At 64.4% G+C, this 13,633-nt stretch carries 16 protein-coding genes and 1 pseudogene; 5 read left to right on the top strand and 12 right to left on the bottom strand.

Going from position 1 to position 13,633, the window contains the following annotated elements:
• Together EOA24_RS11295 and ykgO are read right to left on the bottom strand one after the other, a co-directional pair.
• Positions 1 to 238, bottom strand: a pseudogene (locus EOA24_RS11295) (hypothetical protein); the annotation flags it as partial.
• Between the two features lie 168 nt (positions 239 to 406).
• Positions 407 to 532: a type B 50S ribosomal protein L36 gene (gene ykgO, locus EOA24_RS11290; RefSeq protein ID WP_040974291.1), complete on the bottom strand. Its 126-nt coding sequence runs from the start codon at positions 530 to 532 to the stop codon at positions 407 to 409.
• Between the two features lie 244 nt (positions 533 to 776).
• Here ykgO and EOA24_RS11285 point away from each other — a divergent pair, with 244 nt between their 5' ends.
• Positions 777 to 1,199 carry a lysozyme inhibitor LprI family protein gene (locus tag EOA24_RS11285; RefSeq protein ID WP_126080821.1) on the top strand — a complete coding sequence of 141 codons (423 nt, stop codon included), beginning with the start codon at positions 777 to 779 and terminating at the stop codon, positions 1,197 to 1,199.
• Between the two features lie 4 nt (positions 1,200 to 1,203).
• On the opposite strand, the gene EOA24_RS11280 is transcribed toward EOA24_RS11285, so the two are convergent.
• The 8 genes from EOA24_RS11280 to EOA24_RS11245 all read right to left on the bottom strand — a co-directional run bounded on the left by EOA24_RS11280 (position 1,204) and on the right by EOA24_RS11245 (position 7,696).
• A complete protein-coding gene (locus EOA24_RS11280; RefSeq protein WP_126080820.1) occupies positions 1,204 to 2,280 on the bottom strand; it encodes a 5-(carboxyamino)imidazole ribonucleotide synthase in 1,077 nt (358 codons plus the stop codon).
• Complete coding sequence (gene purE, locus EOA24_RS11275) at positions 2,277 to 2,774, bottom strand: 5-(carboxyamino)imidazole ribonucleotide mutase (protein ID WP_126064066.1); 498 nt, start codon at positions 2,772 to 2,774, stop codon at positions 2,277 to 2,279. Before purE ends, EOA24_RS11280 begins: the two co-directional genes overlap by 4 nt.
• A gap of 75 nt (positions 2,775 to 2,849) precedes the next feature.
• Positions 2,850 to 4,055, bottom strand: a complete 1,206-nt coding sequence (locus tag EOA24_RS11270) for an aminotransferase class V-fold PLP-dependent enzyme (RefSeq protein ID WP_126080819.1) — start codon at positions 4,053 to 4,055, stop codon at positions 2,850 to 2,852.
• Between the two features lie 18 nt (positions 4,056 to 4,073).
• A complete protein-coding gene (locus EOA24_RS11265) occupies positions 4,074 to 4,535 on the bottom strand; it encodes a RidA family protein (protein ID WP_126080818.1) in 462 nt (153 codons plus the stop codon).
• A gap of 37 nt (positions 4,536 to 4,572) precedes the next feature.
• Positions 4,573 to 5,367, bottom strand: coding sequence for an amino acid ABC transporter ATP-binding protein (locus EOA24_RS11260; RefSeq protein WP_126080817.1), 795 nt, complete (start codon positions 5,365 to 5,367; stop codon positions 4,573 to 4,575).
• Positions 5,368 to 5,371: 4 nt separating this feature from the next.
• On the bottom strand, positions 5,372 to 6,022 hold the full coding sequence (locus tag EOA24_RS11255) for an amino acid ABC transporter permease (protein WP_126080816.1): 651 nt from the start codon (positions 6,020 to 6,022) through the stop codon (positions 5,372 to 5,374).
• 1 nt (position 6,023) lies between these two features.
• A complete protein-coding gene (locus EOA24_RS11250; RefSeq protein WP_126080815.1) occupies positions 6,024 to 6,689 on the bottom strand; it encodes an amino acid ABC transporter permease in 666 nt (221 codons plus the stop codon).
• Positions 6,690 to 6,865: 176 nt separating this feature from the next.
• A complete protein-coding gene (locus tag EOA24_RS11245; RefSeq protein WP_189341575.1) occupies positions 6,866 to 7,696 on the bottom strand; it encodes a transporter substrate-binding domain-containing protein in 831 nt (276 codons plus the stop codon).
• A gap of 164 nt (positions 7,697 to 7,860) precedes the next feature.
• Between EOA24_RS11245 and EOA24_RS11240 the strand changes: the two genes are divergently transcribed.
• Positions 7,861 to 8,661 (top strand): IclR family transcriptional regulator, encoded by an 801-nt coding sequence (locus EOA24_RS11240; RefSeq protein ID WP_126080813.1) that lies wholly within the window; start codon positions 7,861 to 7,863, stop codon positions 8,659 to 8,661.
• A 26-nt stretch (positions 8,662 to 8,687) separates the two neighbouring features.
• Here EOA24_RS11240 and EOA24_RS11235 read toward each other — a convergent pair whose 3' ends face one another.
• Positions 8,688 to 8,891, bottom strand: a complete 204-nt coding sequence (locus EOA24_RS11235) for a YdcH family protein (RefSeq protein ID WP_126080812.1) — start codon at positions 8,889 to 8,891, stop codon at positions 8,688 to 8,690.
• A 248-nt stretch (positions 8,892 to 9,139) separates the two neighbouring features.
• Between EOA24_RS11235 and EOA24_RS11230 the strand changes: the two genes are divergently transcribed.
• The 3 genes from EOA24_RS11230 to EOA24_RS11220 all read left to right on the top strand — a co-directional run bounded on the left by EOA24_RS11230 (position 9,140) and on the right by EOA24_RS11220 (position 11,679).
• Positions 9,140 to 9,319, top strand: a complete 180-nt coding sequence (locus EOA24_RS11230) for a YdcH family protein (protein ID WP_042641511.1) — start codon at positions 9,140 to 9,142, stop codon at positions 9,317 to 9,319.
• A 244-nt stretch (positions 9,320 to 9,563) separates the two neighbouring features.
• Entirely contained in the window at positions 9,564 to 10,814 is a 1,251-nt protein-coding gene (gene ispG / locus EOA24_RS11225; RefSeq protein ID WP_126080811.1) for a flavodoxin-dependent (E)-4-hydroxy-3-methylbut-2-enyl-diphosphate synthase, read from the top strand.
• A gap of 4 nt (positions 10,815 to 10,818) precedes the next feature.
• On the top strand, positions 10,819 to 11,679 hold the full coding sequence (locus EOA24_RS11220; RefSeq protein ID WP_126080810.1) for a lytic transglycosylase domain-containing protein: 861 nt from the start codon (positions 10,819 to 10,821) through the stop codon (positions 11,677 to 11,679).
• Here EOA24_RS11220 and EOA24_RS11215 read toward each other — a convergent pair.
• Positions 11,680 to 13,633: response regulator (locus tag EOA24_RS11215; RefSeq protein WP_127409796.1), on the bottom strand; the 1,954-nt coding region annotated here is incomplete at its 5' end.

Genomic DNA, 13,633 nt, shown 5'->3' with positions numbered 1-13,633 from the left:
GGTTCCATTCGTTCCAGATGCGGCCGGCGATGCGCTCGGCCGCCTTTTCATTGCGCTCGCGCTTCAACTCCGTGAAGAGCTGGTCGAGGCGGCCCTGCCTGGTTGGAGCGGCCGGCGGCGGTGTCGCGGCGGGCGTCGCGGCATCTGGAGGCAGCGCGCCCGGAACCGTTTCTGCTCCTGCAGGCAAAGCTGCGCCGGAAAGCAAATAGGCGGCGAAAAATGCAAAACGAATCCGCATCGCCGGAATCTAATCCCGGACGGCGGATCGTCCAAATGATTTTAGCGTGAGATAGCCGGCGAACCGGCAATCAACAACAAACGGGCGCGGCGTAGGCTTTTTGCGCATGTCGCTGCCCCAAAACCGCTTGGCGCGTTTGGGCGACATGCACTAAGCCGCGCGCAAGCGTCAGCCCTGGCGCGCCTTGTAGCGCGGAGCGGTCTTGTTGATGATGTAGATGCGTCCCTTGCGGCGAACCAGCCGGTTGTCGCGGTGACGCGCCTTGAGCGCCTTGAGCGAATTCTTGATCTTCATGGTCTTGCCTGTTCGGTCAGGGCCCGTCCCGGGCCGAATTTTAAAGGCGCGCCCGAAAAAAGCGCGCCTTTGAACTTGGCGAGGCTCATAAACGAGGAGTCTCGTCCGTGTCAACCACGTGACGGTGTCCGAACAAGGGCAATTGGCGCGATCCGTCAAATATTCGCCATCCCTACCGGCCACGGCATTGCGCGACTCGAGGTCGACTGGAATGGTGTCCACACCCAAGCGACTGGAGATTCCCATGCGCGGTCTTTTTCTGCCCGCCTGTCTTGTTCTCCTGGCGACCGCCCCGGCAGCGTTTGCCGAGGACTGCGACCGCAGCGACGACAGCCAGTCGATGCTGAACATCTGCGCCGATGCCGACTACCAGGCTGCCGATGCCAGGCTCAATGCCGCCTATAAGAACATCGTCAGCAGCAACGATCAGGCCTCGAATAGGCTGCTGCAGACGGCGCAGCGCGCCTGGATCGCCTTTCGTGACGCCGAATGCGCTTATTCGACCGCCGACAGCGAGGGCGGCTCCATCCATCCGATGGAGGTGTCGCAGTGCCTGACCAAGCTCACCAACGAGCGCTTAAAGCAGCTCACCTCCTCCGCCAACTGCAAGCTGAGCGATCCGAGTTGCGCCGGCTCCGACGCGGGCGGCGACGAGGATATGCAATAGCGGGTTATTTCGGCCTGACGAGGCGCGTGAAATGGCCCATCTTGCGGCCGGCGCGCGACTCGGCCTTGCCGTAGAGATGCAGCATCAGGTCGGGTTCGGCGAGCAGCGCCGGTACCTTCAGCATGTCGTCGCCGATCAGGTTTTCCAGCACGCAATCGGAATGCCGGGCGGGCGAGCCCAGCGGCAGGCCGGCGACGGCGCGGATATGCTGCTCGAACTGCGAGATGACGCAGGCAGCCTCCGTCCAGTGGCCGGAATTGTGCACGCGCGGCGCCAGCTCGTTGGCCAGCAGCGAGCCGTCGGCAAGCACGAAGAACTCGACGCCGATGACGCCGACATAGTCGAGCGCGGAAAGGATTTTTGCGGCCGCATCCTTGGCGGCCGCTGCCGTTTGCGGACCGATGGCGGCCGGCAAGGTCGAGCTGCGCAATATGCCTTCGCGATGGACGTTTTCGGCCGGATCGTAAGCGGCGATCGCTCCGTCGAGACCGCGCGCGGCGATCACCGAAATCTCACGCTCGAAAGCGACGAGCGATTCCAGGATCAGCGGCACATTGCCCATCGCCTCGCAGGTGCCTGCAAAGCCGCCTGTTTCCATGTTGCGGAAGACGCGCTGGCCCTTGCCGTCATAGCCCATGCGGCGGGTTTTCAGCACGCCGCTGCCGTCGAATTTCCTCAAAGCTTCGGTCAAATGGTCGTCATTGTCGACCGGACAGAACTCGGCCGTCGGGATGCCGATGTCATTCAGGAAGCTTTTCTCGGTGACGCGATCCTGCGCGACTTCGAGCGCGCGGCCCGGCGGGTAGACGGGAACCGTTGCCGCCAGCGTTCGCGCCGCGGCGACCGGAACATTCTCGAATTCGTAGGTGACGACGGCGCTGGCGGCGGCCAGGTCGGCAAGCGCCGCCCGATCGTCATAGGCGGCCACGATCTGCCGGTTGGCGACCTGGGCCGCCGGGCAGTCGGCCTGGGGCTCCAGGACCACGATGCGGTAGCCAAGGCGGGCGGCAGCCATCGCCAGCATGCGGCCGAGCTGGCCGCCGCCGATGATGCCGATGGTCGATCCGGGCGCCAGGCTCACGGCGCGTCCGTCGGTTCGGCGGCGACCTTGGCGGTCTGCGCCGCGCGCCAGGCATCGAGCCGGGCGGCGAGCTTGTCGTCGTTAAGCGCCAGCACCGCCGCGGCAAGCAGCGCGGCATTGGCCGCCCCCGCCTTGCCGATGGCCAGCGTGCCGACCGGGATGCCGGCCGGCATCTGCACGATGGAGAGCAGCGAATCCTGGCCGGACAGCGCCTTGGATTCGACCGGGACGCCGAAGACGGGCAGCGGCGTCATCGCCGCCGTCATCCCGGGCAAATGCGCGGCGCCGCCGGCGCCGGCGATGATCACCTTGTAACCGGCGGCCTTGGCCCCCTTGGCGAACTCATAGAGGCGGTCGGGGGTGCGGTGGGCGGAGACGATCAGCCTTTTGTGCGGAATGCCCAGCGCATCCAGGGTTTCGGCCGCCTGGCGCATCGTCGCCCAGTCGGACTGGCTGCCCATGATGATGGCGACGTCGGCACGCTGATCGGTCAAGGTTCGCTCCCGGCGGCAAAGGCGCGCCTTAGCGGAATTCGCCGATAGCCGCAAGGATTGTCGCGATGCAGCCAGCTAGTCCGGCCAGCGCAACGATCCGGTCGAATCCTTGCGAGCGACCTTCATCGCGTCAGCCGGCCGGTCCTTCGCCGTCAGCACGGCGCGCAGTTGCTCGGCCACGATCTCCGCCTCGCCAGGATGCAGATTGCAAGGGTCGAGGAAGAAATGGCCTCGCTCGACCTCGTGGTTGCGCACGATGATCGGCGGCGAGCCGGCGGCGAGCGCGGAGGCAAGTCCGGCAGCCGTGAAGCGGCTCTCCGGGCGCACATAGACCTGCAGGCGATCGAGAGGGTTGTTGGTCGGGTCGGGAATGATCTGCGCATTGATACCCGGAATGCCCTGCAGCGCGTCCTTCCACAGATTGAGCGCCGCCTCCTCGCGCCGGCGGATGCCGGCATGGTCGCGCTTTTCCCAGGCCTCGAGCGCCGCCATGGTGCCGGCGATGCTTTCCTTGCCGACCTTCATGGCGCGCGCCACGCCGCGGTTCTGCAGATAGGCGGCGCGGACCAGGTCCTTGCGGCCGGTGACGATGCCGCTGGTTGGCCCTGAAAGGAATTTGTGGCCGCTGTAGACGACGATGTCGGCGCCGCGCGCCAGGAAGCTGCGAAGGTCGTATTCCGAGGCGGCGTCGACGATCACCGGGACGCCCTTGGCGTGGCAGATCTCGCAAAACTCCTCCAGCGAAAGCATGCCGTATTGCACGGTGTGGTGGGCGACGACGTAGAGGGCCGCCGCCGTGCGCTCGTTGATTGCCTCGCGCAGATGGTAGTCCTGGGTGACGCTGACGGTGCCCGCCGGAATGACTTTGGCGCCGGCCACCCGGATCGACTGGTCGATCGGCGCGCCGTAATTGACGATATGGCCGAGCTGGATGACGACTTCAGACTTCAGCCCTTCGGTGTCGTCCGGCAGCCGCTCGATCGCCAGAAGGTTGGTGCCGGTCATCGCGCCGGCGATCGCCATGGTGATGCCTGAGGCGCAACAAGCGGTGATGAAGCCGGCCTCGCCGCCGGTGAGTCGGGCGACGACTGCGCTCGCGGCGCGCTGCAGATCGTCCATCTCCACCCATTGCGAGGCCATCTCGGCCATGGCGCTGATCGCCTCGGGTACGATAATCGAAGCACCCAATGCCGTCATCGTGCCGGAGACGTTGATGATGGGTCTCAGGCCCAGGCGCTCGCGGATTGTGGTGTTGGAGCCGGCGTCGGAATAGGTTTTCATGAGGGCGAACTCCTAAAATCAGGCGGTGATCTCGACGACCGCTTCGATCTCGACGGTGATGTTGCCAGGCAACGAGCCGACGCCGATAGCCGAGCGGGCATGGCCGCCGATCTTGTCGAAGACATCGGCGAAAAGGTCCGAGCAGCCGTTGACCACTTTGGGGTGGTCGCTGAAGGTCGGGGTTGCGTTGACGAAGCCGAGCAGTTTTACCACGCGCACGATGCGGCTGAGGTCGCCCGCCGCCGCATGCATGACGGCAAGCAGGTTGAGGCCCGTGAGGCGGGCATGCTCATAGGCCTGCTCGACGGTGACGTTGTCGCCGACCTTGCCGGTGCACAGCGTGCCGTCAGCGCGCAGCGGTCCCTGGCCCGAAAGGAAGATCAGACGGCCGCTCTCGGCATGGGTTACGAAATTGGCGATGGGTGTCGGCGGCTCGGGCAGGGTCAGGCCGAGTTCAGCGAGCCGTTCGTAAGGCGACATGGAATGGTACTCCTTGGATGGCGAAAGCCATCCGCTTTCAGAAATGCGAGGCGCGGAAACGCGCCAGGAAGGTGCGCAGCCGCTCATTGGTGGTCTCGGCGGCGAGAACCTCCTTCGGCGGCCCAACGGCCGAGACGCCGCCATCGGCCATGAAGACGATGCGGCTGGAGGCGTCGCGGGCGAAGGCCATTTCATGCGTCACCATCAGCATGGTCATGCCGTCCTCGGCGAGGCTTTTCACCACGGCCAACACCTCGCCGACGAGCTCGGGGTCGAGCGCCGAGGTGATCTCGTCGAGCAGCAGAATCTTCGGCTCCATGGCGACGGCGCGGGCAATCCCGACCCGCTGCTGCTGGCCGCCTGAAAGCTCCGCCGGCAGGCTGTCGGCCTTGTGAGCGAGGCCGACGCGGCCGAGCCAATGCTCGGCGATCGAGCGGGCTTCGGCATTGCTCTTGCCGCGCACCTTGGTGAGGCCGAGCATGATGTTGCCGGCCGCGGTCAGATGCGGGAAGAGGTTGAAGCTCTGAAACACCATGCCGGTTTCGGCGCGCATGGCGGCCAAATCGCGTTCGCTGCGGCGCTGCCGCGTCCCGGAATCACGGTATCCGACTTCCTTGCCGTCGATGCGGATCGAGCCCGAGTCATAGCTCTCGAGGAAGTTCACGCAGCGCAGCAGCGTGGTCTTGCCGCTGCCGGAAGGGCCGATGACGGTGACCACCTCGCCCTTCGCCACCTGCAGGCTGACCGAGCGCAGCACCGCGACCGGGCCGAAGGATTTCGAGACCTCGGCGATGTCGAGAAGCGCTGGGCTGTTGTTGGAGCTGGTGGCCATGGCGTTAGTCCCGGATGAAGGCGAAGCGCCGTTCCAGCCTGCGGCTGGCGTAGGAAAGCGCGTAGTTGACGGCGAAATAGATCAGGGCGCCGAGGATGTAGAGCGGCATCGCCTCATAGGTGCGGCCGATGACCTGGTTGATGGCCTGCATCAGATCGGTGATGCCGAGCAGCGAGACCAGGGCGCTGCCCTTCACGGCGTCGGTGACGCCGTTGATCCAGGGCGGCAGGAAGCGGCGGAAGGCCTGCGGGAAGATGACCGAGGTGAGGCGCTGCCGGAAGGTCAGGCCGATCGCCATCGCCGCCTCTGACTGGCCCTTCGGTATCGAGGCCACGGCGCCGCGCACATATTCGACGACCTGCGCCGTCTTGAACAGCGTGAGCGCCAGCACCGCCGCCCAGAAGGACTGCAGATGCAGTCCGACCGCGGGCAGGCCGTAATAGACGAAGAACATCAGCACCAGGATCGGGATGCCACGGATGGTGTCCGAGAAAATGCGCACCGACCAACGGAGCGGCGCCGGCCCATAGACGAGGCCGACACCCAGCAGCACCCCTGCGATCAAAGACAGGACCACGACCAGCAGCGAGACCCACAAGGTCAAGGCGAAGCCCTCGGCGAGGAACGGCAGGGCGTAGAGGATCTGACTCAGCATCTCAGCGCGCCGCCCTGAAACGGCGTTCGACCAGCCTGAGCGCGAACAGCAGGGCGTAACCGGTCACCAGATACATCGCCGTCGTCACCAGATAGACCTCGACGATGCGGAATGTGTTGAAGTTGATCCACTGGGCGCCATAGGTCAGCTCGGGCACGGAGATGACCGAAGCGATCGAGGTGTCCTTGAACAGCGAGATGAAGGTGTTGGACAGCGCCGGCAGCGTGATGCGCAGCATCGTCGGCAGGCGCACATGGATCAGGCGCTGCCATGGGGTGAGGCCGATCGCCTTGCCGGCGTCGAGTTGGCCGCGCGGCACGGCTTCCAGGCCGGAGCGGAACACTTCGACCAGATAGGCGCCGCTATAGACCGACAGCGTCACGACAAAAGAGGTGGGCGCGCTGTAAGCGAGGTCTATGACGGTCGGCACACCGTAAAAGACGAGGTAGACGAGCAGGATCAATGGCACGTTGCGGATGAATTCGACATAGGCCGCGATGATCGTGCGCACGACGCGCCCGGCCGAGACGTACCAGACCCCCAGCACCAGGCCGATGACGATGCCGATGGCGATCGAGATCACGGCGAGTTCGAGGCTGAGCAGCAGGCCACCCCAAAGCTTGTCGAAATGCCGCCAGATCAGGTTGAAATTGAGCGTGTAGCCCATGCATCCGTCTCAATGGCTCGCGGTGACAAACAATCTCTTGTTTTGGCGCAATTTCGGACGGAAAACCGCTTCACACTTTTCCTGAAATTGCTCAAGGATTCGTCACCCGCACGGCCCGTGTCGAGGAGGCGGAAGAGCGCCTGTCGCGCTCCTCCGCCGGCTTGGCGTAGGCTTGGTCAGATGACCGGGAAGCCTGGATGGCGCGGCGGCGGCTCCTGGCCGAAATATTCCTTGAAGGCGGCGTCATAGAGCGCCGTCTCGTGGCCGAACATGGCAATGGTGAAGGTCTGGTTGACGAAGGTCAGCCAATCCAGGTCGCCTTGCCGGACGGCAGCGCCGTAAAGCATCGAATACCAGCTCTTGCCGGCGTCAAAATATTTGTCCGGGTTGCGCGAGGCGAGCCAGCGCACCGTCGACAGATCGACGGCCGCGGCGTCGGCTCGCTTGGATTCCAGCGCTTGCAGCACGTTCGCCTGGGTGTCGATCTGCAGCACCTGAGCCTGCGGCAAGGCAAAATGCACCGAGCTTTCGGCATCGACATTCTGGAGGATCGAGATGCGGGTGTTGGCGCCATTCGCCAGGAGCTTGTCGAAGGTCTTGTTTTCGGAGCCGGGCAGCGTCAGCAGCGCCACGCCCTCGACATAGTAGGGCCGCGAGAAATGGATCAGCTGCGAGCGCTGCGCGGTCATGGTCATGAACTGGATGGTGATGTCGACCTTGTTGGTCGTCACGTTGGGGATGCGCTGCGCCGGGTCCTGGGTGACGAACTCGACCTTGGTCGGGTCGTCGAAGAGGCCCTTGGCGAGGATGCGGCCCATGGTGATGTCCATGCCGACCAATTCACCGGCGTCGTTCTCGAAATGCCATGGCGCATTGGTGCTGCCGGTGCCGACGATCAGTTTGCCACGATCAAGCGCGGTGCGCAGCACGCTATCGGATGCGGCCTGCGCGGCTGCCTTCTCGGCGCTGATGGCGGTAAGCGCGCCGGCGGTGGCCAGCCCCGCCATTCCAAGTTTCAGAAAATCACGTCTGCCGGATGTGTCGTTCACGGCGACCTCCTTTGATGGTGTGTTCCCCAATGCAGCAGAAATACACGCCGCAATCAGCGATTGTCTCTTACAAGAGACGTGTGTATCCTGTACAAGACAGATACTAGCACCAGGAATCGACAATGCAAGAGAGTGAAATGCTGACCGGGTGGCCGAGCGAAGGCACGGGCGAAGAGCGGCCAGCTGGCTCGCGCGAGAAAGGTCTCAACAGGGTCCTGAACATCCTGGAGTTCCTGCACGCCAACCAGCGAGCGATCGGCATCGGCGAGCTGGCAAAGGGGCTCAACGCGCCGCGCTCGACCACCTACACGCTGGTGCGCGAGCTGGTCGAAGCCGGTCTCCTGGAAATGGCCGGCGACGGCAATCGCGTCTATTTCGGCAAGAAGCTCTATCTCTACGGGATGGCCTATATGCGCGGCAACGACCTGCTGAGGCGCGGCCGCCAGGAGGTCGATACGCTGTCGCGCGAGACCGGGGAGACGTCCGAGCTCTGCATGCTGCAGAGCGGTCGCTACACCATCATCCATTCAAGCCCGGGCACGAGGCCGTTCCGCATCAGCTCGGCCACCGGCCTGCAGATTCCGCTGCCATGGACTGCTTCGGGCCGGTTGCTGCTGGCCGGTCTTGATCGCAGCCGGATCGAGGCGATGGTCACGGAAGACGATCTCGTGCTGCCGGACGGCCGCAAGATAGAGATCGATGACTTCATCGATGACATCGCTCGGGCGCGCGTCACCGGCTATTGCGTCACGTCAGGCCTTGTCGACGCCTATACCAAATGCCTGGCGGCGCCCGTGTTCTCGGCGCCTGGCAAGGTCGAGGCAACGATGTGCCTTGTGGTGCCGATCGACACGTCGGAAGCGCGGACTGGCGAATTGGTCGCGTTGCTGCGCGAGCGCGCCGCCCGGCTTTCGATCTCGTAGACTGTGGAGCGCGGGAAACTGCCCGCTCAGGCGATGATGTCGGGAATGATGCGGTCTTCCAGCGCCGACAGCCGGTCTTTCAGGATCAGCTTCTTCTTTTTCATGCGCTGAATCTGAAGCGGGTCGCAGCCCGTGGCGATCATCGCGTTGATGGCGGCGTCGAAATCGGCGTGTTCTTGTTTGAGCCGGGAATATTCGAGGCGTATTTCAGCCTGTTCCTGTTCGGACATTATCTACCGTCTGCGTATGCATCGCCCAATCGGGCTGTTTGGGCGGGACCGGCTGGGTTTGTGACTTTTCGTCTGAGGCCGGCGCGCAGCCCTTATCACATTTCACTTTGTCGTGGAATGCTACCACGTGTCATTCGACATCGAGATCGGTTGGTGGCAGACTGTCACGGTGCCGTCACAGTCTCAACCTGCGGTGGACGTGCCTGCGACGGCTGCAATCGAGGAAACCATGAAAGGGAGAACCAATCATGTCTCTTGCATCCCATCTTGATGAGTTGCAGCGGAAACACGGTGATATCGAGCGCGAGCTCACCGACGCCATGAACCATCCTTCGGTGGACGACCTCGAAATCGTGAATCTCAAGCGACGCAAGCTGGCAATCAAGGACGAGATTGAAAAGCTGAAGGCTAGCCCGACGACACACTGAAGCTCCTCCAGGCACCATCGCCGCAACCCGCCGCGGTGAAACGTCCGGTGGCAGGAAATGCCACCGGCATGGTGTTTTTTAACTGAAATCGATGGAACGTTCGGTCGCGGATGCCGCGATCGGCAGAGCTGGCGTTTTTCGCGTGGCGGCTGCTGATTTGCCAACCTCGCCTGGCGCTTGCCATTGACAAGCCATCTTTGCTCCGCCACCTCATGCCGGGAACTTTCAGATGAAGGCGACCGGCATGACCGGATATTTCTCTTCTCCCTTCCCACGGCGCAGGTCGGTCGGCGTTTCGGTCGGCGGCGTGATGGTCGGCGGCGGCGCGCCCGTCGTCGTGCAGTCGATGACCAACACCGACACCGCCGATGTCGACCAGACTGTCGCCCAGGTCGCGGCGCTGCATCGTGCCGGGTCGGAAATCGTGCGCATCACCGTTGACCGCGACGAGAGCGCGGCGGCGGTTCCGCGCATCCACGAGAGGCTGCTCAGGCTCGGCATCGATGTGCCGCTGGTCGGCGACTTCCACTATATCGGCCACAAGCTCTTGGCCGATCATCCGGCTTGCGCCGAGGCGCTGGCGAAATATCGCATCAATCCCGGCAATGTCGGCTTCAAGGACAAGAAGGACCGCCAGTTCGCGGCGATCGTCGAAATGGCGATTAGACATGACAAGCCGGTGCGCATCGGCGTCAACTGGGGTTCGCTCGACCAGGAGCTGTTGACCCGGCTGATGGACCAGAACCAGGCTCAGGGCTCGCCGCTCACCGCGCAGGAAGTCACGCGCGAGGCGATCGTCCAGTCGGCCATCCTGTCGGCCGAGATGGCGGAAGAGATCGGGCTTGGCCGCGACAAGATCATCCTGTCGGCCAAGGTCAGCGGCGTGCAGGACCTGATCGCCGTCTATACCGAGCTTGCCACACGCTCCGACCATGCGCTGCATCTCGGCCTCACCGAGGCCGGCATGGGCACCAAGGGCATCGTCGCCTCTTCGGCCGCCATGGGAATCCTGCTGCAGCAGGGCATCGGCGACACGATCCGCATCTCGCTGACGCCGGAGCCCAACGGCGACCGCACGCGCGAGGTGCAGGTGTCGCAGGAATTGCTGCAGACCATGGGCTTCCGGCAGTTCGTGCCGATCGTCGCCGCCTGCCCAGGCTGCGGCCGCACGACATCCACCGTCTTCCAGGAACTCGCCCAGAGCATCCAGGCCGATATCCGCAAGAACATGCCGGTGTGGCGCGAGAAATATCCGGGCGTCGAGAACCTCAAGGTCGCGGTGATGGGCTGCATCGTCAATGGTCCCGGCGAATCCAAGCATGCCGACATCGGCATATCCTTGCCTGGCACCGGCGAGACGCCGACGGCGCCTGTCTTCATCGACGGCAAGAAGGCGGCGACGCTGCGCGGTCCGTCCATCGCGCAGGATTTCGAGAAGATGGTCGGCGACTATATCGAGCAGCGCTACGGACACGGCAAAGCCGCGGCCGAGTAGGCCTATGCACCGTTTCCTCACGGTGGCCCTGGCCTTGCTGTGCAGCTTGAGTTGGGTGGCGGGCGCGTCCGCCGACCCGCCGCAGTCGAAATCGGCCGGCAAACGGCTGATCAACCGAGTCTGCGATCTGATCGAAGCCCAAGCCCAACAGAACGGGCTGCCCAAGGATTTCTTCGCCCGGCTGATCTGGAAGGAAAGCCGCTTCGATCCGAACGCGGTGAGCCCGGTCGGCGCCGAAGGCATCGCGCAGTTCATGCCGGGAACCGCCAAGATGCGCGGCCTGGCCAATTCCTTCGACATCGAGCAGGCCATTCCGGCTTCCGCGAAATATCTAGCCGAGATGAAGGCGGGCTATGGCAATCTCGGCCTCGCGGCCGCGGCCTACAATGCCGGCGAGAACCGCGTGTCGCGCTGGCTGGCCTCCGGCGGCTTCCTGCCGATGGAGACGGAAAGCTATGTCTTCGACATCATGGGCGAACCCGTCGACAAGTTTTCCGACAAATCCTATGCCGGCACCGTCGAGCCGCTCGACCCCAAGATGAGCTTCGCGGTCGCCTGCCGCCGGCTGCCGGTGATCATGTCGCGGACGGTCGCCATGGCCTCGATCAACGTCAAGCCGTGGGGCGTGCAGGTGGCGGGCAATTTCCGCCGTTCCGCGGCGATCGGCCAATGGCTGAGGGTCAAGAGCCGGTTCCCGGCGCTGCTCGCCAGCCATGATCCGGTGGTGAGCCGGGTGCGCACGCCGATCGGGCGGCGCGGCATCTACGCGGTCAGGATCGGCGCGGACTCGCGCGGCGAGGCCAACGGCATCTGCGACAAGCTGCAAAGCGTCGGCGGCGCCTGCGTGGTGATGCGCAACCGGTAGCTATGCCGTCTTAGCCGTCACCGTCTCGCTGAGCCAGGTGCCGATCTTGGCGCCAAGGCGGTCGGGCGATACCGGCTTCGGCAGATAATCGTCCATGCCGGCCTCGATGCATTTCTCGCGGTCGCCCTTCAGCGCATGCGCGGTGACGCCGATGATCGGCGTGCGCTCACCGTTCTGCGCTTCCATCGCACGGATGGCGCGGGTCGCCTCATAGCCGTTCATTTCCGGCATAGAGACGTCCATCAGCACCAGGCGGGGGCGCAGCGCGCGGTACATTTCGACAGCCGTGCGGCCATTGCCGGCGATGCGGTAGCTGAGACCGAAGCCATTGAGGATCTGGCCGAAGACCAGCTGGTTCACGTCATTGTCCTCGGCGATCAGGATATCGATCGGGCCGCTCGGCGCTGCGGTCGATTCCGGTGCCGCCGGCACGGGCGCCGCCGGGCCGCGAATGACGGTGAAGGACGGCGCCGCCGCGACCGGCTCGCGCACGAAATGAGCCTTGGTGCCCTGCATGCGCGCCTTCTGTATGGCGGAGATCACCGTGCCCAGCAGCACCGCCGAACGCGCCGGCTTGGTGAGATGCGCGACGATGCCGAAATCGATAACCATCCTGCCGAAATCCACCTGGTCGACCGAGGTGAGCAGCACGACCGGGATGGACGAAAGCCGGCTGTCGGCGGCAATCGCCTTGGCGACATCGGCGCCGTTCATGCCGGGCATCTGGTAGTCGAGGATAATGCAGTCGACAGAGGCGCCGAGCTGGCAGGCGCGGTCGAGGAAGGCAAGGCCGACAGCGCCGCTTTCGGCGGCCGCACAGTCGAAGCTCCAGCTTCTGAGCTGCTCCAGCAGAATCTCCCGGTTGACCGGATTGTCGTCGATGACCAGCACCCGGGCGCCGGTGACATCGACCGGCACCAGCTTGTCGGCCGCCGCCTGGTTGTGCGCCGGCAGCGGCACGGCGAACCAGAAGACGGAGCCGCGGCCGATCTCGCTTTCGACGCCGATCTTGCCGCCCATCAGGTCGACAAGCCGGGCGCCGATCGCAAGGCCAAGCCCGGTGCCTTCGTGGCGACGGGTCGAGGAGCCGTCGACCTGGGCGAATTTCTCGAACACGCTTTGCAGCTTTTCGGCCGGGATGCCGATGCCGGTGTCCTCGACGCGGACCTTGAGCTGGACGACGCCGTCGACGACATCGCCGCCGACATCGACCAGCACATGGCCCTTCTCGGTGAACTTCACGGCGTTGCCAAGCAGATTGGTGACGATCTGGCGGAAGCGTCCGGCATCGCCGACGACAAAGGCCGGCAGGCGCGGGTCGACGCGCACGATGAGCTCGAGGTTCTTTTCGGCAACGCGCGCCGACACCAGCGTCGCCACATCCTCGACCGCTTCCGCCAGGCGGAAGGGAGCGGGGTCGAGGGTGAGCTGGCCGGCATTGATCTTCGAGAAATCGAGGATGTCGTTGATGATGGTGAGCAGCGCGTTGCCGGATTTGACGATGACATCGGTGAAGGTCTTCTGGCGGGGCGTAAGCTCCGTCTTGGCCAGCAGCTCGGCCATGCCGAGCACGCCGTTCATCGGCGTGCGGATCTCATGGCTCATATTGGCCAGGAATTCCGACTTAGCGCGATCGGCCGCCTCGGCCTTGAACAGCGACGCGGCGCTCTCGGCGAAGGCGCGGCGGATGGCGTTCTCCATCGGCCGGAAGATCAGAACCGCGGCGATGGCCAGCACGGCAAACAGCAGACCGCTCGCCCACAGCAGCAGCCGGTCGTTGGCAGCGTCGGCGAGGCGACGCTCCTCGTCGAGCGCGGTGCGCACCTTGACCAGCATCGGCTGGGCGAACAGGTCGTTCTGGTTGCGGATCTCGCGGTAGCTCCATTCATCGACCTTCTGCGCCGTCGACATCAAATTGAAGTTACGCACCATGTCGCGTGCCGACCAGAACAGG

The organism is Mesorhizobium sp. M2A.F.Ca.ET.039.01.1.1 (assembly GCF_003998035.1).
Taxonomy (GTDB): Bacteria; Pseudomonadota; Alphaproteobacteria; order Rhizobiales; family Rhizobiaceae; genus Mesorhizobium.
This window is presented reverse-complemented; position numbering and strand designations above follow the sequence as displayed.

What these genes read in the sequence shown, in the direction of transcription:
- ykgO (WP_040974291.1), bottom strand. Translation starts at nt 532, where the DNA reads ATGAAGATCAAGAATTCGCTCAAGGCGCTCAAGGCGCGTCACCGCGAC.
- EOA24_RS11285 (WP_126080821.1), top strand. Translation starts at nt 777, where the DNA reads ATGCGCGGTCTTTTTCTGCCCGCCTGTCTTGTTCTCCTGGCGACCGCC.
- EOA24_RS11270 (WP_126080819.1), bottom strand. Translation starts at nt 4,055, where the DNA reads ATGAAAACCTATTCCGACGCCGGCTCCAACACCACAATCCGCGAGCGC.
- EOA24_RS11265 (WP_126080818.1), bottom strand. Translation starts at nt 4,535, where the DNA reads ATGTCGCCTTACGAACGGCTCGCTGAACTCGGCCTGACCCTGCCCGAG.
- EOA24_RS11260 (WP_126080817.1), bottom strand. Translation starts at nt 5,367, where the DNA reads ATGGCCACCAGCTCCAACAACAGCCCAGCGCTTCTCGACATCGCCGAG.
- EOA24_RS11255 (WP_126080816.1), bottom strand. Translation starts at nt 6,022, where the DNA reads ATGCTGAGTCAGATCCTCTACGCCCTGCCGTTCCTCGCCGAGGGCTTC.
- EOA24_RS11250 (WP_126080815.1), bottom strand. Translation starts at nt 6,689, where the DNA reads ATGGGCTACACGCTCAATTTCAACCTGATCTGGCGGCATTTCGACAAG.
- EOA24_RS11245 (WP_189341575.1), bottom strand. Translation starts at nt 7,696, where the DNA reads ATGGCGGGGCTGGCCACCGCCGGCGCGCTTACCGCCATCAGCGCCGAG.
- EOA24_RS11240 (WP_126080813.1), top strand. Translation starts at nt 7,861, where the DNA reads ATGCAAGAGAGTGAAATGCTGACCGGGTGGCCGAGCGAAGGCACGGGC.
- EOA24_RS11235 (WP_126080812.1), bottom strand. Translation starts at nt 8,891, where the DNA reads ATGTCCGAACAGGAACAGGCTGAAATACGCCTCGAATATTCCCGGCTC.
- EOA24_RS11230 (WP_042641511.1), top strand. Translation starts at nt 9,140, where the DNA reads ATGTCTCTTGCATCCCATCTTGATGAGTTGCAGCGGAAACACGGTGAT.
- ispG (WP_126080811.1), top strand. Translation starts at nt 9,564, where the DNA reads ATGACCGGATATTTCTCTTCTCCCTTCCCACGGCGCAGGTCGGTCGGC.
- EOA24_RS11220 (WP_126080810.1), top strand. Translation starts at nt 10,819, where the DNA reads ATGCACCGTTTCCTCACGGTGGCCCTGGCCTTGCTGTGCAGCTTGAGT.